Origin of the sequence: Mesorhizobium sp. Root157, assembly GCF_001427385.1 — a bacterium.
GTDB lineage: Bacteria > Pseudomonadota > Alphaproteobacteria > Rhizobiales > Rhizobiaceae > Mesorhizobium.
The window spans coordinates 287354-305020 of the sequence record NZ_LMGJ01000023.1 but is presented as its reverse complement, the minus strand read 5'-3'; the positions used below and the strand labels follow the sequence as shown (position 1 = coordinate 305020).

The window sequence follows — 17667 nt, the reverse complement described above, 5'->3', positions numbered from 1 at the left end:
CACCGGAGATCACCCATGCAGAAGAACTTTCAGGCGTGTTTGAACGTCACCCTGGCATACGAAGGCGGTTGGGCCGACAACCCGAAAGACCCCGGTGGCGCGACCATGAAGGGGATTACGCTGGCCACCTTCAGGCGCTGGGTGCCAAAGGCCACCAAGACACAGCTGCGCAACATCACGGCCGAGAACGTCGCCAAGATTTACCGCGAGGACTTCTGGAACAAGGTGAGCGGCGACCGTCTCGCCTCCGGTGTTGATCTCGCGACCTTCGACGCAGGCGTCAATTCAGGCCCGTCGCGCGCCTTGAAATGGCTCCTGGCGGCGGCTGGCGGCAGCGATGACCAGACCGTCAAGAAGCTCTGCGCCAAGCGCCTCGGCTTCATGCAGTCACTCGCAATCTGGAAAACCTTCGGCAAGGGCTGGTCACGTCGCGTCGCGGCGATTGAGGCGAAGGGCGTTGCCTGGGCGCTGGCCGCGTCATCAGCGCCAGCGGTCGTCCACAGAAAGCTGCAGACCGAGCAGGTCGCCGCAGAGAAGAAGGCCGCCAATCATACGAAGGGTGCCGGCGCAACCGGTACCGCCACCACGGCAGGCGGCGGCGACGTGGCGCTCAACCCACAACATGCCGATGCGATTGCCGGCTGGGTGATTGGCGGGCTGCTCGCGGCCGGCGCTGTTGTCGTGGCGGTCCTGATCATCCGCGCGATCATCCATAAGCATCGCGCCGCCGCCTACGCGGCCGAGGCGGGAGCGGTGGCATGATGTCCGTAGCCGTGTTCTTCCTGATCGCCGGGTGTCTTTCGGCGGCAGTTGCGATGGTGCTCTTCGCTGCGCTGTCCAATGACCCAACGCCGAGCATGTCCGGATATTTGCCGCTTCTGATCTTTTTCGGATGCGCCAGCCCGATCTGCCTCGTCCTGGCGGCGGTCTCATGGATCATTGATGTGACGATTGGGGTGCTGGCATGAGCACGTTTGTGGCATCCATTCTGGTCGACGCCGCCGCCAAGGTCGGCGCGCCGATCGTCAAAGGTCTCCTTGAGAAATACCTAGGGGGAGCGGTGGGTGAAGTCGGCGGCATGATCGTCGACACCATCGCCGGCCATGCAGGCGTAACGGCCGATGAATTGCCCTCGCTGCCTGCCGACAAGATCGAGGCGGCGGTGGCCGTGACGGAAGCGCAGGCGCCTGACCTCCTGATCCAATGGAACGTGCAGCAAAGGCAGGCGCACGATCTGATGCGCGCCGAGATGGACAAGGGCGGGGCTACGTGGACGTGGGCGTGGCGGCCGGCATGGATGTGGGGCCTTCTCGTAGCCTGGGCCTGGTATGTTTTCGTTGTGCCGATGCTCAACCTGTTCGTCGCCTTAATGGGTGCCAGCGCGCGCCTGGTGTTGCTGGTCGACATCGGCACCCTGCTTGCGGTCACAGGCATCTTCACCGCCTTCTACATGGGTGGTCACACGATCAAGGACGGCCTTTCAAAATGGCTGGGGCGCGCGCTTTGAAGCTTGGCAATTTCGCGCATGAACTGGCCGACCTTCGCGCCCACCAGGAGCGTGAGGCCGGCATAGCCTCCGCACGGATCGCTCTGCGACGGCAGGGTGAAATCGACTGCCGCAGTTGCGGCGAAGAGATCGACCCCGCACGCCGTCGCGCACTGCCCTCGGCCGACCGCTGCCTTGACTGCCAACAGCGTCTCGAACGCTATCGCCGGAGACGCACCTGATGGACTTGACGCAACTGCTCGCCTGGATCGTCGCGGCGAACACGGTGACCACTTTCGCCACCACCGCCTACAACTTGATGTCTACCAGGGCGACCAAAGCGCTGAAGGCGATCGAGAACCTGGAAGACAAAATCGGCAAGTTTGCCGATCAGCGTCAGCGGGCCAGCGAAGACATTGGTGAACGGTTCCAGAAAGTCGAGAACCGGCTGCTGAAGATCGAGGGCGAAATGCAGCACATGCCAGACCGCGATCAGTCGCATCGTCTGGAATTGGCTTTGGAAAAACTCACCGGCCAGATGGAAACCCTCGACAGTCGGATGACCGGGCGGATGGACACCCTGGACGAGCGCCTTCGGCCGCTCGCCGCCACAAGCGCCAGAATTCAAAACTACCTCATGGAACAGGGCGTGGAGAAATAGCATGGGCGGCGAGACAGCAATCGAACAAGAGGCGCGCCTCATCATCCTGCGGGAGTTGCACGCCCAGTCGAACCGCTCGATGACATCGAGCGCCGTGCGCAACTTCCTGCTGAACGATTTTCTGATCAACCGCTCACGTGGCTGGGTCGAGGATCAATTCGAGTTCCTGGCCGAGCGCAAGGCCGTCCGGATCACGGCGGCCGGTTCGGTGAAGATTGCCACCATCACGCCGCGTGGACTGGAACATCTGGCGCTTCAGACGTTCATATCCGGTGTCGACAGCCCCTCCGAACCGGTGCTGTGACATGGCCGTAGAACGCCGCGTCCTATCCTCGCTCGACCAGCTGCCAGAAGATTGCCAGGACGATGTCGTGTGGGCGCTGGCCCGGCTCAACGAGCGCGCGCGAACGCAGGCTGATATCCTGTTCGAACTGAACGACCGGCTCGCGGTCAAGGGCCAAGGACCGATATCGAAATCCGCCTTCAGCCGGCGTCGCATCCGCCTGAAGCGCCGGGCCGATCGACTGGCCGAACGCGATCATATCTACGCCGGCATCGCCGAAACCATCACCCCGGAAAAGATGGGCGATCAGGATATCATCCTTGGTGAGCTGCTGAAGTCGGTAATCGACGAACTGATCGACGATGCAAAGTCCGCCGAGGATGTGAAGGAACTTGCCTCGGCGTTCAAACAGACCGTTTCGGCGCAGCATCTTTCTGCAAGCCTCAAGGCCAAGGCGGAAGCCGCCGCCCAGGCGAAGATGGAAAAGGCCGTCAACGCGGTCACCGGCGAGGTCGAAAAGACCGGTCGCAACGTGGACGCGGCCGAGGTGCTGTCGCTTATCCGCAAAGCCTATTCCGGAGAGTGAGATGGCCGACCGTCCGCTGCTTTACAAATATCAGCGCCGCTGGCTGAAGGACAACTCCCGGTTCAAGCTAGGCAAGTTCGCCCGCCAGACCGGCAAGACCTTCACGACGACGCTGGAAAGCGTCGACGATAGTTTTGAGCATGTCGTTCAGCAGAAGCGCACCCGGTGGGTGATCCTGTCACGCGGCGAGCGTCAGGCCAAAGAGGCCATGGACGAAGGGGTGAAGCTGCACGCCAAGGCCTATGGTCTCACGTTCGACAGCTACGAGGCCGCCTATGATATTGGGGCCGTCAGCTACAAGGCTCTCGAAGTCGCCTTCCCTCATGGCTCCAGGATAACGGCGCTGCCAGCCAACCCGGACACGGCGCGCGGCTTTTCGTCGAATGTGTTCCTGGACGAGTTCGCCTTCCACCGCGACAGCAACGCGATCTGGAAGGCGCTCTTCCCGGTCATCTCGGCAGGCTGGAAGTTGCGGGTCACCTCGACGCCGAACGGCAAAAGCGGCAAGTTTTATGAACTCGACACATCCGACGATGAAGAATGGTCCCGCCATTCCGTCGACATCTATCAGGCGGTGGCCGATGGCCTGCCGCGCAACATCGAGCAACTGCGCAAGGGCATCGCGGACGAGGATGCCTGGGCACAGGAATACGAGCTTAAATATCTGGATGAAGCCTCGGCCTGGTTGTCCTACGAACTCATCACTTCCGTTGAAGACCCGGACGCGGGAAAGCCTGAATTGTATCGCGGCGGTGTCTGTTTCGTCGGCGTCGACATCGGCCGGCGTAACGACCTTTTTGTTATCTACGTGCTTGAGCAGATCGGCGATGTGCTGTGGACGCGCGAGATCATCGAGCTGAAGCGCGCCAAGTTCGCCGCCCAGGACGAGGCACTGGACGAGGTGATGCGCCGCTACCGTGTCGGCCGCGTCTGCATGGATCAGACCGGCATGGGCGAAAAGCCGGTGGAAGATGCCCAGCGCCTCTATGGCGAGGATCGCATCGAGGGCGTGCTGTTCAGTGGCCCGACCAAGCTCGTCATGGCGACGGCCGGCAAGGAACGGTTTGAGGATCGCACCATCCGCATACCGGAAGGCCGGCCTGCGCTGCGCTCTGATCTGCACAAGCTTCGCAAGATGGTCGGGCCGACCGGCGCACCACGTTTTGTTGCCGAGCGCGATGAGGATCACGCCGACCGTACCTGGGCATGCTTTCTCGCCGTGAATGCCGCTGGCGGGTCGCAAATTGAGTACAGCTACACCCCGATCAGCGCCCTGAATGACGACGACATCAACGAGCGCGGCGGGCTTGGCGACTATTCGGCCTTCGGTCGCGGCGGTCTTTGGTAGGAGACGATCATGGAATTCACCGGTCTCATGGATCAGTTCGGCCGGGCGCTGAAGGCGACGGCCGTCGCCAAGCGTCAGCTCGCCCTGGAGGAGAGCGCGCCGACGATGACCGGCGTGCGCTCGATCTGGCATGAAGGTGTTGCTTCCGGCCTGACGCCCAACAAGCTCGCCCGCATCATGCGTGAAAGTGCCGAACCGGGCGCGGACCTGACCGATTACCTTACGCTCGCCGAAGAGATGGAGGAGCGCGAGCCGCAATATCGCATGGCGCTCGGCCAGCGCAAGCTGGCGATCCGCAACATCAAGCCGGTGGTCACGGCCGCGAGCGAAGACACTGCCGACCAAGAGTTGGCGGAGGAAGTCCGCAAGCTGATCGACAACACCCAGTTCCGCAACATCGTCATGCATCTGGCCGATGGCATTGCCAAGGGTTTTGCCGTTGCGGAAATCGTCTGGTCGATGTCCGGTTCGGCCTGGAAACCGTCGCGCATCCTGTCGCGCGATCCGCGCCATTTCCAGTTCGACCGCATCACCGGCCGCGAGCTGCGGCTGCGCGAGGATGGCAATCCGGACGGCCTGGCGCTCACGGCGGGCAAATATCTGATCCACACGCCGGTGTTGAAGTCCGGCACGCCGATCCGGCAAGGTCTCGCCCGAACCGCCATGTGGATATTCATGCTGAAGAGCTTCAGCTTGAAGGACTGGATGGCGTTTCTGGAAGTCTACGGCATGCCGTTCCGCATCGGCAAATATGATGATAGCGCGACCGAGGCTGACAAGCGGGCGCTGTTGCGCGCCGTTGCCAACGTCGCCGCCGATGGCGGGGCCATCATCCATAAGAACATGATCATAGAGTTCATCGAGACCAAAGCGTCGGCCGGTGGCGAGAATGCTTTCAAGGGCATGGCTACATATCTGGACGAACAATTCGCGAAGCTGATCGTCGGCCAGACCATGACATCGGCGGACGGTTCTAGCTTTGCCCAGGCCGAGGTGCATGATGATATCCGCCTGCTGATCCTTCGTGCTGACGGCGATGATCTGGCGGCGACAACGCAGCGCGATCTGATCGACCCCTACATTGCCTTCAACAAGGGCGTGCCGAAGAATGGCACCCCGCAGGTGACATACCCAGTCGACGATCCCGAAGACCTGAAGGCGTTGATGGAGGCGACACAAAAGTTCGTGGAGATGGGCGGCGAGGTACCGCAAGGGCCGGTGCTTGCGAAGCTCGGCTGGCGCGAGCCGGCCGAGGGCGAGAAGGTGCTGAAGCGCGCGCCCGTCACGGTAGCCGAACCGTCGCGACGCTTCGGCAAGGCCGAGCAGATGCGTCGCCAGAAACTCGCACAGGCCATGGCGCTATCGCTTCTCGAAGATCCGATCACCGGCTTTTCCACCGAGATGCTGGACGAATGGGAACCGCAGATCGACCCGCTTATGAAGGCTGTTCATGCGGCCCTTGAAGGGGCTTCGACCTATGAGGAGATGCAGGCGGCGATTGCCGGCTTGGCTGGCAAGTTCGATCTGCAGCCGCTGATCGACCGATTGGCGGCCGCGACCTTTGCCGCGCGCGTCGAGGGCAGCGAGAACAATGGCGGGTGAAGGCTTGCGGGGCGGTCCGCCACCGGAAGCCGTCGCCTATCTCGAAGGGAAGGGCTTCAAAAAATCCTTTCACTGGCAGGACACCTGGGGCGAGGAACATGCTCACGCCTTCACCGTCGCCAAGGCGATGGAGATGGACGTGCTTCAGGCGCTGCGGGAGGCGACTGATGCGGCGGTGAAGGATGGCGTGCCGTTCGAGCAATTCGCCAAGCAGCTCGCGCCGCGCCTCCAGGCGCTCGGCTGGTGGGGGAAGAAGGAGATGGCGGACCCGGCGACGGGCGAGATCATCAATGCGCAGCTCGGCAGTCCGCGCCGGCTCCAGACGATCTATTGGGCGAATACCCGCACGGCCTATGCAGCTGGCCAGTGGGAGCGCGCGCAGCGGACCAAGGGTGCGCTGCCGTTCTTCATCTACGAGCTTGGGCCGAGCAGTGTACATCGTGACGCGCACGTCGCCATCGAGGGCACGGTGCTGCCGATCGACGATGCGTTCTGGGACACGCACTATCCGCCGAACGGATGGGGTTGCAAATGCAGGGTCCGCGCCATCACCCGCTTCGAGGCCGTGAAGGTCGGGGTCAGTCCCGAGCCGGAAATTCAGTGGCGCAACTATCGCAACAAGCGCACCGGCGAGGTTTCCCGCGTCCCGGAAGGTGTCGATCCCGGCTGGCATACGAACCCCGGCAAGGCCCGCGCCCGAACTCTGTTGCACGCCATGGCCGACCGCATCGAACTGGCGGAGCCGGTAGCTGCGAAAAGGATCGTCGCCGATCTGTGGGAAAGCCGTACCCCGGAGGCCTATGCAGCGATGCCGGAGCGCGTCCAGCTGCCGGTGGCGATCGCGCCGCAGGCCATTGCCAAGCTTCGTGGCGTAGGCCCTACAGTCGTGGTTTCAAACGAAACGCTGGCAGTAAAATCCGGCAAGCACCGGCATGTCGATCCGGCCAGCTTTGGGCGGGTCCAGGAGTTGCTGGACAGCGGCGAGCTTATCGAGCGTCCAGACGGCTCACATGCCTACTGGAAACAGATCGACGGCAGTTGGTGGGTGGTCGCGTTGCGGCGCTCGGCCAAAGGCTTCGTGCGCATCGCGACGTTCTTCCGTTCCAGCGAACGGCGGCGGGACGAGATGCGGCGGGCGCGTGACGGGATGAAGAGGGATTAAGCGTTCGGGGGGCCGCTACCTCCCCGCGGTCGCATTTGACCGGCAAGCGTGTCTCGAACGCACCGGCAATATAGTGCAGCCGTCGCCCGCGTGCAAACGCGCATTGCAATCAGCCGGTCCCGGCATATTGTCAGGCCCGATCGTCGATGAAGGGAGCTTACGAAAGAGACTACGGTGACCAGCGGAATCTTGCTTTTTGCCTAAGCTCCGGTTGCGATGACGCGGTGATTGCCAACCCGACCATGGGATGCGCGTGGCGCATGGTCATCCTTGCATCCGGCCACGCCGAGCTGGGTGATGGCGATATCAGCAGCTTCAAATCCGAATGCGGCCGGATCGAGCCCGCGCAGCTCGCCACGGCCAAGGCTCAAGCGGCCGCTCTCTTCCAGGTCATCTACAAGCGCGAGATCTCGCGCGACTTCCAGTGATCGCAGGGATGGCCCTAGAACACGCGCGTGCTGTTCGTAGGGCCGGATGGAGCCGAGAAGGGTCGAACGGCTTCCCACGGGCTTTGAAAGCGTTTCGAAATCGACCCTGTTTCGCTTTCCCCGATCGATCTTGCGGTAGATCGGCAGTATAGGATAGTTCTGGGCCTGCCGGTTCGCTGAACCGCCGCCGATCCTCTCCCCGGCCAATGGTTGCCAGGGCAAATCTACCCCCGCAACTTCGCACATCGTTGCCGCCATGGTGCGGCGATGAAAAACGCCATCCGCCTCGCTCTGTCCGCACCCGGTGCTGCCTCCACGGCCGCGCCGGAATGGATTTTGCTGCTGCCGGCCGGCGACATCACCACGCGCGACGGCCGCCTGCTGCGCAACGTCACGCCCGACACCATCATCGCCAGCTTCGCGGGCGACCAGCGCGACATGCCGATTGATTACGAGCACGCGACGGAAGTCCGGGCGGCGCAGGGACTGTCGGCCCCCGCCGTTGGCTGGATCAACGAGTTGAAGATCGAGGCCGGCGAAGTGTTCGGCAAGGTGGCCTGGACCGACGAAGGGCGCGCTGCCGTTGAAGGCCGATCCTACCGCTACATCTCGCCCGTCGTTCACCTGGAGCCGGGCTCGCGCGCGGTCACCCGCATTTCCTCGGTCGCCCTGACCAACGATCCCGCCCTCTACATCAAATCCCTAAACCGGCGCGACGCGCCCGAAACCCAAGAGGAAACAGCCATGCTGAAAGCCATCGCAAAGGCGCTCAATCTCGCCGAGACCGCCACCGAGGCGGAAATCCTGTCGGCGATCGCCGTCCAGCATTCGGAAAAAGAGCAGCTGCGCGGCAAGGTCGACAAGCCCGATGCCGCCAAATACGTGCTGCGGACCGAGCACGATGCGCTGATCACGACGTGCAGCCAGCTGCGCGCCGAGGTCAAGACGCTGAAGGACGCCGATACCGAGAAAGAAATCACCGCCCTGGTCGACGGCGCGATCTCGGACGGCAAGGTCATTCCCGCAATTCGCGAGAGCGAGCTGGAGCTGTGCCGCGCTGTCGGTGCCGACAAGTACAAGGAGCGCCTGTCGAAGCTGACCGCCGTGCTGAAGCCCGGCGAAGACGACAAGACCCGCGTCGAACCCGGCAAGGTCGCCGGCAAGCTCGACGATGCGCAAAAGGAAATGTGCCGCCGTCTTGGCCTCTCCGAGGAGGAATACCTCAAGGACTTGCCCGCCGCCTGATCCCAGCCATCAACGGCCGACGCGTCGCGCCAGCCATCCCAACCGGAGATTTTTCACATGCTTTCGAATGAGCGAAACACCAAATCCCGCACCGCGAACCGTCGCGTCGTGCCGGTCAAAGCCGCCACCGTGATCTTCGCCGGTGCGCTGGTGGTCAATGATGCAGGCAAGGCCGCGCCTGGCAAGACGGCTGCCGGGCTTGTCGGCCTCGGCCGCGCCGCCGAGACCGTCGACAATACGAGCGGTGGCAAGAGCATCGAAATTGATGCCGGCACCTTCCTGTTCGGCAATTCCAGTGCCGATCCCGTCACGGCCGCGTCGATCGGCAAGGATGTCTACATCGTCGATGACGAAACCGTCGCCGCGACCAGCGACACCAATGCCCGCTCGGTCGCCGGCATCTGCTTCGACGTGGATGACAGCGGCGTGTGGGTGACCTTCGCCTAAATCGCCATTCCCGCAGCTATTCCACGCAAGGAAACGATCTCATGATCATCAACAAATCCAACCTCACCAACCTGAATACCGGGTTCAAGGCGACCTTCCGCAACGGCTTCGGAGCCGTTGCCCTGGCGTACACGCGTATCGCCACCGTGGTGCCATCCAGCACGTCGATCGAGACCTACGCATGGCTGGGCGACTTCGCCGGCATGCGCGAATGGATCGGCGATCGTCACCGCAAGAACCTCGGCGTCGAAGGCTACACGCTCGCCAACCGTTTGTTCGAAGACACGGTCGAAGTGCCGCGCACCTCGATCGAGGATGATCAATACGGCATCTTCTCGCCTGCGATCGGTATGATGGCGACGGCGGCCGCCGAGCATCCCGAGCAGCTCGTGTTTGTCGAGGCGCTGCCGGGCGGCTTCGCGGCGAAGTGCTTCGACGGCCAGAACTTCTTCGACGCGGATCATCCGGTGATGGTCAACGGCGAGGAGGTCAGCGTCTCCAACATGCAGGCCGGCGCGCTCTCGCCCTGGTACCTGCTTTGCACCAAGCGCCCGGTGAAGCCGTTCATCTACCAGGACCGCGTCAAGCCGGAACTGATCATCCATGATGACCCGGCGACTTCCGAGAGCGTATTCGAGCGGGACAAGTTCACCTATGGCACCCGCTCGCGCGGCGCTGCCGGTTACGCCTTCTGGCAGATGGCGTTCGGCTCCAAGGCCGATCTGACGGCGGCGAACTTCGAGGCGGCCCGCACGGCCATGATGAGCCTGAAGGGCAACAACGGCCGCCCGCTCGGCATCGTGCCCGACCTGCTCGTCATTCCGCCCAGCCTCGAAAAGAAGGCCGACGAAATCCTGTCGGTCCAGCGCCTCGAAAACGGTTCCGACAACCCGAACTACAAGAAGGCCGAAATCCTGAACTCGCCCTGGCTGGCCTGATCGCCCGCCAGACGAAGTCCCGCTGGAGCGATCCAGCGGGGTTTCTGAAAGCCGCTTCGAAGGCGGTTTTCATGAACCCCGAAAAGGAGACACCATGCCCGATCCCAAGAACAAGAAGGCCGAGCCAGGCAACGACGCCGATGACAGCGATGTCCGGAAAGGCCCTGTCATCACCATCACGGCATCGGAAAGCCGCCGCCGTTGCGGACGCCGGTTCCCGAAGGGGCAGCCGGTTGAGGTCGCCGAGAGTGATTTCAATGAAGGCCAGTGGCGGGAAATCATTGCCGATCCGGTGCTGAAGATCACACCGCCGATCGACTGACCAGTTCAGCGGGGTAGAGCAGCGGCAGCTCGTCTGGCTCATAACCAGAAGGTCGCCGGTTCAAATCCGGCCCCCGCAACCACCATACCCCCCGAGAGCGACCGCCGGCCGGGTGCGTCAACGCAAGGCGCACCCGGCACGCAGAAGAAGGGAGCCGACGATGTACGCGACGATCGAAGATATGGAACGCGCTCGCGGCGTCGATCTGGTCCGCAAGCTCTCGGACAAGAACAAAACCGGCCAGCGTGATGACGCGGCCCTGGATGCCGCTCTCGCCCGCGCCTCGTCCCTGGCCGACGCCTATATCGACAAGAAGTATGCGGTGCCGCTGGCGTCGCCGCCTGACTACTTGGTCGAGGCTGTCATCGACATCGCCGTCTACCGTCTGGCCGCAGACGTGATGATCGGCACCGACGAATTCCGCAAGCGCTACGAAGACGCGCTGAAGCTGTTCAAGGATATCGGCAAGGGCGAGATCACGCTGGCCGGCGCAACACCGGCCGACGCCGGTACCGGCGACCCGGCCACCGGCGCGACCGGGTCGAAGGGCGTCCAGGTCATCGCGCCGAAACGCTACTTCACCCGCGATACGGAGATCATGTGATGAGCTTCCGCATCGTCGTCGAAGGTGTCGAGGTCGCCGCCGCAAAGGTCGCGGCCATCGGCGACTACAACCGGCCGCAGTTCCTCGACGAACTGGGCGGGCTGGTCGTCAGCCAGACACAGCGGCGCATACGATCGGAAAAGACCGCACCGGACGGCAGCGCCTGGAAGCCCAACATCGCCGGCACCTCCATCCTGTTTGCGTCGGGCGCGCTCGATGACAGCATTCATCATGTCGTCGGCGGCTCGTCCGTCCAGGTCGGCTCCGGCCTCGTCTATGCCGGCATTCATCAGCACGGCGGCACCATCGAGCCGAAGAACGCCGACAAGCTCGCATTCTTCGTCGGCGGGAACTTCGTCATGACGGACGAAGTCGAGATGCCGGCTCGCCCGTATGTCGGCATCTCGGCCGAGAACGGCGAGGAGATCGAGCTGTTTGCCGAGGACTTCATCGTGAGGTCGTTCCAGTGAGCGTCCTGACCGCCATCCGCTCCCGCCTGAAAGACCTGGTCGTTGCAGCGCATCCGGACTTCCGCGATGTCAACCTGCACTACGGCCGTCTCGAAGCGGACGAGGTCCGCAAGATTTCCATGTTCACGCCCGCCGCCCGCGTCGGCGTCTTCGGCCCGGTGCGCTCGGAATATCTGCCGACCGGCGAGCTGAAGATCATGCCGCGCTTTGCCGCCGTCGCCATCGCCCGCGAGGGTGACTTGCTGGAAAGCACCGACACGGCGATGGATTTGGCCGTCGCTCTCGCCGCGACCTTTGCAGCGTGGTGCCCAGGCGCAGCTCTGGTGGATGGTGCCGGAGACATCACGTCGCCGGCCCTGCTCGGCGTCGGCCTGCCCGAGGCTATCTCTGTGGAGCCGTCGCCGGCCCGCGAACTGGAGGCCGAAGGCATCGCCCTTTGGGGTTGCCTGTTCACGGTGCCTGTCGTGATCGGCGTCGATCTGGCGAAGGAGGAGGCTACCGGCACCGTCGAGATCAGCGGCCTCGACGATTATTTCGAAGTGCCGGAGGACGCGCCATGACGATCGAGCGCCAGTTCGCCCGCCTCGCCCTGGAGACGCGTGAAGTCCGCCGCCGCCTCGAAAATCAGGAGCGCGTCGGCAAGGTGACACAACACCATCCAGACGACCCGAACCTGATCAAGGTCGACATCGGCCCCGAAGGCTCCCCCGTCGAGACGCCGTGGATCAGGTGGCGGGAGCGCGCCGGTGCCGTCTCCACCTATGGCAAGCCGGCGATCGGCGAACAGGTCACGGTCACCTCGCCGGCCGGCGAGATCGGAACGCGCTCCTGGGCGACGGCAGGCGGCTTCTCCAACGACAATCCGGCCCCGCACGATAAGGCCGGTGAATTCATGCAGAAGGTCGGCGGCTGCACCTTCTTGCAGACCGGCGATGGCATCGAGATCACCGGCAACCTGAAGGTCAACGGCAACAGCCTGCTCAACGGCGGCGTCGATCTGGGCGGCGAAGGCGGCGAGCCAGCAGGCATGCGCGGCTCGATCGACACGGACGGCGACGTGCTTGTCAGCGAGCTATCCAGCAAGGTGAGGATCGTGAAATGAAGGAAGCCTACGAGGTGACCGGCACCTACCCGGCTCGCCGGCCTCTTCCGATCGGCAGCACCGTCGAACTTGCCGAGGAAGCTGCCCGCTACCATGTGCTGGCCGGCAAATTGCGCAAGGCCTCTGCGCCCGTCGCCGAGGCAGGCCCGGTAGCCTCGAAGCGCAAGCGCGGGGGCAAGTAGCCATGCGCGCACCGCGCGGCCTCGACCGCAGCACGTTCAAGATCGTTGAAGGCTGGCCCTATGTGGAAAGCCTGCTCGATGATCTGCTCGCAACCCGCAAGGGAGGGCGCGTGCTTCGGCGCGGTTATGGCTCGGATGTGCCGGCCTTTATCGATGCGCCCGGCAACAGCGCGACCGTCCTTCGGCTGTGCGCCGAGGTCGCGGTTGCCGCCGATCAGATCCGCGATCTCGAAACAGGCGATGCTTTGGTTCGGTTCCGTCAGGCCCGCGAAGTCTCCGCCGACGCCAAGGGCAATTACACGCTTGCCTTCGTCTTCGATTATCTTGCCGACGGCACGGAACAGATCGTCGATCGCCGCTTCTACACCGGAGCATCGGCATGACGATCGACCTTTCCACCCTGCCCGAGCCGAACCTGATCCGCGAACTTGATCCCGAGCCGGAGATCATCGCTTTCATTGCCGACCTTAAGATGCGGCTGCCGGAATGGCATGGCGTCTTCGAGAGCGATCCCTTCCTGAAAGCTTGCGAGAGCTGGGCGGCGCGGCTGATGCTCGAACAGCAGCGCCATAATGAGGACGGCCGTTCGATCCTGCTGGCCTTCGCCCAGGGCGGCGACCTCGATCATATCGCCGCCACTTACTATTCCTTCGCCGGCATCGAGCGCGCTCCTGGTGAAAGCGACGTCAGTTTCCGCCGCCGCATCCAGTTGGCGCCTGAAGCCTATTCCAGCGCCGGCTCGCTTGGCGGCTATCTCTTCCACACGCTGACGGTCGATCCCGTCGCGATCGTCGACGCGGATGTGTGGTTCCCGGCACCCGGCTATGCCAACGTCGCCATCCAGACGATCCATGACGACGACAATCCCGACGCTGCGGCCCAGCTGGTAGCCAAGGTCGACAAGCGCCTGCGCGAACCGAAGCTTCAGACGTCAGATGTGCTGTCCGTCAACCGCCTGGTCGCCATCGACACCGCCGTTGTCGCTGCCATCGATGTGCCCTTTGGGCCGGACGGGGCACTGATCGAGGCGGAGGCCCGTCGCCGCTTTGGCCTGCTGAAGTCGTACGTGGAGCGGCCGCGCCGCCTCCTGGCCACCTCTGCGATCACGTCCGCGCTGCACGCCGGCAATGTCATCCGCGTGCGGCTGACGACACCCACGGCCGACATCATTCCGGCTGCCGGCCAACGCATCCGGATCACGGAACTCGACCTGACGATGGAGCGGATCAATGGCTGATCTGCTGTCTCGTGACCTGACCCCGGAAAATCATCTTCTTCCCGCCAACGCCACCATCCCGGAAAAGGTGCTGGCGGCACTCGGCCCGCTCGTCCACGAACTGGATGATCCGATCGGCCGCATGTGGAACCCTTGGCTGTGTCCGGTCGAGGCGCTGCCCTTCCTCGCCTGGGCATTGCGCGCGCCTCTTTGGGATGAGACCTGGCCGGAAACCACGAAGCGCAGCGTGCTTGCCGAAAGCCCGGAACTCAACTCGGTCAAGGGAACCGTCTACGCCGTCGCCCGCTATGTCGAAATCATGGGCGGTCGGGCGGTGGATTTCATGCTGCCGCCGAGCGGCATCTACCTGTCGGCCGGACCCGACGAAGAAGAGAAGCGCCGCTGGCGCGGACGCTTCGCCGAGATCCGCATCTATGATCGGCCGGGCGCTGACACCGTCGCCTGGGATTTTCTGGACGAAGCCTTTGTCAGCGCGGGTGACGACGAACCGGACGGCGTCTTCCTCGCGCCCTACGCGCCTCGCCCGAAGCGCCGCGCCGAGCTTCATGATCCTGACGCCCCTGGGGGCACCATCTTGCAGCTCGAAATGGTCGAGACACGCACCCACCATGATGGCGGCTCGACCCGGATCGTGGAAAAGCTGTTCGGCTCCGGCATTGACCAGGGCGGCTTCTTTATGGGTGAGGCCGTGCCCGGCGACTATCTATTGCCCGCCAGTCCGGTTCTGTTCGTCAGCCTCCTCGATGGCGCAGTCGAGACGCGCACCGGCATCGATGCCACGCTGATCACGCCGATCCCCGAGCGCATCATTGTGACAGGCATCGCTGACGACTTCCTCCTAGGCGACGCCATCGTCGGGGAAAGCTTCCTGCAGCCGTCGACCGCCGACCGGATGATCTACGAAAGCTTCCGGCTCTATGACGCCAGCCGATCCTCCGGCTCGCGTGAAGGCGGTTTTTGCTTCGATGACGACGATCTGTTCGGCCTCGATCCGAACCACATGCTGGTCGATGTCGACGCAAGGTTCCCGCTCGACCGGCAGGCAGCATTCTACGGCAGCTTCGAAGGCGATTATTTCCTCGCCGATGACGGGGCGCATCGCCAGCGGCTGTTCGCTGCGGCTGCGGCGTCCAATCCGACCTCCGACCGCACACTTGTTTCCACCGCCCTTCATCGCCCTGTCCGTTTCTCCGATGGGTTGCCGTTCGGCAGCTTCGCGTTCGGCGAAATGATCAACTCAAAGGAGTTCCGCCTCAATGCGTAACCAAGTCATGATCCGCCCGCGCCAGCAGTTCCTGGCCGACGATGCCGGCAATATGCAGGCATATACCCGCGCCTCGTTCGACGAAGCTTTCCGCGCCACGGTCGGCGCGTCCAAGCGCTTCTACGGGTTCCTCACCGAGAAGACGGGACCGGCCGAAATCAAGGTCGCCTCCGGACTGCTTTATGCCTCCGGCCCGATCCACGGCCGCGACGTGGCGGTCAACATCGACATGATCGGCAATCTGCCTGTGGCAGCACAGAAGATGGCCGTTGTCGTTGCCTGGGCGGTCGAGACAGAGACCGATATCGAGCGCCGCAACTTCCGCACCGATGTCACCACCAACGCCGTCGAGCCGCAGGACGTGGCCATGCGTCGGGCGCGGGTCGCCAATGTCGATGTCGTCTACGGCCAGGAGAGCGCCAACCCGCAGGTGCCGCCGATCGACCCCGGCTATGTGCATATCGCCACGGTGACGCTGTCGACAACGGGCGTGGAACTGGTCGAGATGAACGAAGCCGCCCGGCTCAAGTCGATCCAGGACATCTTCTCGCTGGCGACACAGATCGACCTTTGGCGGCAGATTGCCGAGCCGCTGATCTCGACCATCCGAACCGATATCGCCGCTCTTGCCGACAAGCTGCGCGCATCGGCGTCATCGAACACGCTGGAGCAGCTTCTTTATGATGTCGCCCTGCTGAAGGACACGGTCGGCATCGACGAAGACGCGGTCTCCTATGGCGCTGATCGGTACCTCAACCTTGATAAGATGGACCTGACCCACGGCGCTTCGGATTGCCGCGTAGAGGAAGGCATCCGCCCCAACTGGGACAATATCACCGAGCAGGCGCTGCAGCTCTTCAACCCGCTCGATCCGGTGGCGATAGTCGATCAGGCAACCGGCCAGCTCCTGCCAAAGTACACGGAAGAAGCGCGCATCCGGGTCGAGGGCTTTGCCGGAGACATCGCGCTCAACCAGTATGCCAGTCAGGCCATCACGCTGACGCAGCGGTCGGTTACGCGCACCCGTATCCGCTACGGCCAGTCCATGAACGTCTGCACCAACGCGCAGTGGTGGCGCTCCGGCCAGTATGATCCGGCTTCGGGCATCTTCCGGCGCGCCGGTGAGGTGTGGGAGGTCGCGGAGGCGGACCGGCCGAACGCTGTCATCAACCATAGGATGGTGCGCGTCACGCAGTTCTGGACCGATAGCTGGCAGGAACCCTATTGGGACGCCACGCCCACCGAAACCGTCATCAATGGCGCTGTAATCGGGCAGACGATGCTCGACGCTCAAGGCGGCTGGTATCTCGGCAGCGATTTCGCCTTCACCCAGATCGCCGCCGATGGTGCCGTCACCATGGCGGTTTGCGAGGTGACGGCCGGCGCGCCTGATGTCACAAAGGTCATCGCCTCGGTGACCAAGCAGCCGGCCGACCTGAAGCCTTATCCGCAGTGGACCCGGTTCGGCATTCCGCCGATCTACCGCGAGCGCGGCAAACGCTATGCCACCGTGCTGATCTCGCAGGGCAGTCACCACGTCGCGCTCGCCGACAACAACGCCTATCTGAATGGGTCGCTCTTCTATTCATCGGACGGCGGCTGGTTCACAGGCGACCTCACCCGCGACCTTCTGTTCCGCGCGATCTATGCCCGCTTCACCAACCCGCGCGCCGTCATCGAATTGACGCCTGTATCGTTGGCGGGCGGCATCACCGATCTCGACTTCCTCTATGAGAGCATCGCCCCCGAGGGCACGTCGATCGACTGGGAGATACAGCCGGAAGGACAGGCGGTATGGTCGCGGCTGGTCGGCGGCGAGGGTCAAAGCCTGCTCTACAACAAGCCCGCCCTGGTCAAGATACGCGCCGTGTTCAACGGCACGTCCGACGTGCAGCCGATGCTGAAGCTTACCAACAGCCGCCTGCGCGCAACACGGTCGAAATCCGGCTTCACCGGCGTCTCCGAAGAGATCACGCTGCCTGCCGCCGCCAACACGGTCACGGTGACCAGCTACCTCGGCTACTTCCATGCACCCGACCACACCGCCGCCATCAAGCTGGTGACCGGGGCCGGCGACGTGACCGCTTCGGTCGTTGAGGACAGGGTCGCCGAGATCGGGATCAGGCGAAAGGCGACGTTCAACCTGGGCGCGCCGATCACACAGTTCCGGATCAAGCATGTCGGCACGGCCGTCTCTGATCGCGACCTCTTCCAGATCAACGAGACCGTCTGGAATTCCTACTGATCCCCGGCGCCGGCCTTCTCGGCCGGAGCCTCAACCACCTTTGAAAAGGACTTCG

The 17667-nt window shown here is 63.4% G+C and carries 24 protein-coding genes and 1 tRNA gene; all 25 read left to right on the top strand.

Going from position 1 to position 17667, the window contains the following annotated elements:
* Window positions 1–15: 15 nt before the first annotated feature.
* The 25 genes from ASD64_RS13805 (at window position 16) to ASD64_RS13685 (ending at window position 17612) form a co-directional block, all read left to right on the top strand.
* Complete coding sequence (locus ASD64_RS13805) at window positions 16–762, top strand: glycoside hydrolase family 108 protein (protein ID WP_056105875.1); 747 nt, start codon at window positions 16–18, stop codon at window positions 760–762.
* Window positions 759–968 (top strand): hypothetical protein, encoded by a 210-nt coding sequence (locus tag ASD64_RS13800; RefSeq protein ID WP_156460143.1) that lies wholly within the window; start codon window positions 759–761, stop codon window positions 966–968. Before ASD64_RS13805 ends, ASD64_RS13800 begins: the two co-directional genes overlap by 4 nt.
* Window positions 965–1507 (top strand): 3TM-type holin, encoded by a 543-nt coding sequence (locus ASD64_RS13795; RefSeq protein WP_056105871.1) that lies wholly within the window; start codon window positions 965–967, stop codon window positions 1505–1507. Before ASD64_RS13800 ends, ASD64_RS13795 begins: the two co-directional genes overlap by 4 nt.
* Complete coding sequence (locus ASD64_RS13790) at window positions 1486–1728, top strand: TraR/DksA C4-type zinc finger protein (RefSeq protein ID WP_244480792.1); 243 nt, start codon at window positions 1486–1488, stop codon at window positions 1726–1728. The genes ASD64_RS13795 and ASD64_RS13790 overlap by 22 nt, the downstream gene beginning before the upstream one ends.
* Window positions 1728–2147: a hypothetical protein gene (locus tag ASD64_RS13785; RefSeq protein WP_056105868.1), complete on the top strand. Its 420-nt coding sequence runs from the start codon at window positions 1728–1730 to the stop codon at window positions 2145–2147. The genes ASD64_RS13790 and ASD64_RS13785 overlap by 1 nt, the downstream gene beginning before the upstream one ends.
* Before the next feature lies 1 nt (window position 2148).
* Window positions 2149–2451, top strand: coding sequence for a hypothetical protein (locus ASD64_RS13780; protein WP_056105866.1), 303 nt, complete (start codon window positions 2149–2151; stop codon window positions 2449–2451).
* A 1-nt stretch (window position 2452) separates the two neighbouring features.
* Window positions 2453–3016, top strand: a complete 564-nt coding sequence (locus tag ASD64_RS13775) for a phage protein Gp27 family protein (protein WP_082549990.1) — start codon at window positions 2453–2455, stop codon at window positions 3014–3016.
* A gap of 1 nt (window position 3017) precedes the next feature.
* Window positions 3018–4364, top strand: coding sequence for a terminase large subunit domain-containing protein (locus ASD64_RS13770; protein WP_082549989.1), 1347 nt, complete (start codon window positions 3018–3020; stop codon window positions 4362–4364).
* A gap of 9 nt (window positions 4365–4373) precedes the next feature.
* On the top strand, window positions 4374–5966 hold the full coding sequence (locus ASD64_RS13765) for a DUF935 domain-containing protein (protein WP_056105864.1): 1593 nt from the start codon (window positions 4374–4376) through the stop codon (window positions 5964–5966).
* A complete protein-coding gene (locus ASD64_RS13760) occupies window positions 5956–7128 on the top strand; it encodes a phage minor head protein (RefSeq protein ID WP_056105862.1) in 1173 nt (390 codons plus the stop codon). The genes ASD64_RS13765 and ASD64_RS13760 overlap by 11 nt, the downstream gene beginning before the upstream one ends.
* Before the next feature lie 260 nt (window positions 7129–7388).
* The gene (locus ASD64_RS13755) at window positions 7389–7556 is read left to right on the top strand and encodes a hypothetical protein (protein ID WP_156460142.1); all 168 of its coding nucleotides are present in this window, start codon (window positions 7389–7391) and stop codon (window positions 7554–7556) included.
* A gap of 267 nt (window positions 7557–7823) precedes the next feature.
* The gene (locus ASD64_RS13750) at window positions 7824–8801 is read left to right on the top strand and encodes a phage protease (RefSeq protein WP_056105858.1); all 978 of its coding nucleotides are present in this window, start codon (window positions 7824–7826) and stop codon (window positions 8799–8801) included.
* A 57-nt stretch (window positions 8802–8858) separates the two neighbouring features.
* Window positions 8859–9248 (top strand): hypothetical protein, encoded by a 390-nt coding sequence (locus ASD64_RS13745; RefSeq protein ID WP_056105856.1) that lies wholly within the window; start codon window positions 8859–8861, stop codon window positions 9246–9248.
* A 41-nt stretch (window positions 9249–9289) separates the two neighbouring features.
* Window positions 9290–10186, top strand: a complete 897-nt coding sequence (locus ASD64_RS13740) for a Mu-like prophage major head subunit gpT family protein (RefSeq protein ID WP_056105853.1) — start codon at window positions 9290–9292, stop codon at window positions 10184–10186.
* A 94-nt stretch (window positions 10187–10280) separates the two neighbouring features.
* On the top strand, window positions 10281–10508 hold the full coding sequence (locus tag ASD64_RS13735; RefSeq protein WP_056105851.1) for a hypothetical protein: 228 nt from the start codon (window positions 10281–10283) through the stop codon (window positions 10506–10508).
* Window positions 10509–10515: 7 nt separating this feature from the next.
* A tRNA-Met gene (locus ASD64_RS13730) sits at window positions 10516–10590 on the top strand.
* A gap of 78 nt (window positions 10591–10668) precedes the next feature.
* A complete protein-coding gene (locus ASD64_RS13725) occupies window positions 10669–11112 on the top strand; it encodes a DUF1320 domain-containing protein (RefSeq protein WP_056105849.1) in 444 nt (147 codons plus the stop codon).
* Window positions 11112–11582, top strand: a complete 471-nt coding sequence (locus tag ASD64_RS13720) for a phage virion morphogenesis protein (protein WP_056105847.1) — start codon at window positions 11112–11114, stop codon at window positions 11580–11582. The genes ASD64_RS13725 and ASD64_RS13720 overlap by 1 nt, the downstream gene beginning before the upstream one ends.
* The gene (locus tag ASD64_RS13715; protein WP_056105845.1) at window positions 11579–12142 is read left to right on the top strand and encodes a hypothetical protein; all 564 of its coding nucleotides are present in this window, start codon (window positions 11579–11581) and stop codon (window positions 12140–12142) included. The genes ASD64_RS13720 and ASD64_RS13715 overlap by 4 nt, the downstream gene beginning before the upstream one ends.
* Complete coding sequence (locus tag ASD64_RS13710) at window positions 12139–12684, top strand: phage baseplate assembly protein V (RefSeq protein ID WP_056105843.1); 546 nt, start codon at window positions 12139–12141, stop codon at window positions 12682–12684. The genes ASD64_RS13715 and ASD64_RS13710 overlap by 4 nt, the downstream gene beginning before the upstream one ends.
* The gene (locus ASD64_RS13705; protein ID WP_056105841.1) at window positions 12681–12866 is read left to right on the top strand and encodes a hypothetical protein; all 186 of its coding nucleotides are present in this window, start codon (window positions 12681–12683) and stop codon (window positions 12864–12866) included. The genes ASD64_RS13710 and ASD64_RS13705 overlap by 4 nt, the downstream gene beginning before the upstream one ends.
* A 2-nt stretch (window positions 12867–12868) precedes the next feature.
* Window positions 12869–13249, top strand: a complete 381-nt coding sequence (locus ASD64_RS13700; protein ID WP_056105839.1) for a hypothetical protein — start codon at window positions 12869–12871, stop codon at window positions 13247–13249.
* A complete protein-coding gene (locus tag ASD64_RS13695) occupies window positions 13246–14103 on the top strand; it encodes a baseplate J/gp47 family protein (protein ID WP_056105837.1) in 858 nt (285 codons plus the stop codon). Before ASD64_RS13700 ends, ASD64_RS13695 begins: the two co-directional genes overlap by 4 nt.
* The gene (locus ASD64_RS13690; protein ID WP_056105835.1) at window positions 14096–15367 is read left to right on the top strand and encodes a phage tail protein I; all 1272 of its coding nucleotides are present in this window, start codon (window positions 14096–14098) and stop codon (window positions 15365–15367) included. Before ASD64_RS13695 ends, ASD64_RS13690 begins: the two co-directional genes overlap by 8 nt.
* Window positions 15360–17612 (top strand): hypothetical protein, encoded by a 2253-nt coding sequence (locus tag ASD64_RS13685; RefSeq protein ID WP_056105833.1) that lies wholly within the window; start codon window positions 15360–15362, stop codon window positions 17610–17612. The genes ASD64_RS13690 and ASD64_RS13685 overlap by 8 nt, the downstream gene beginning before the upstream one ends.
* Window positions 17613–17667 lie beyond the last annotated feature (55 nt).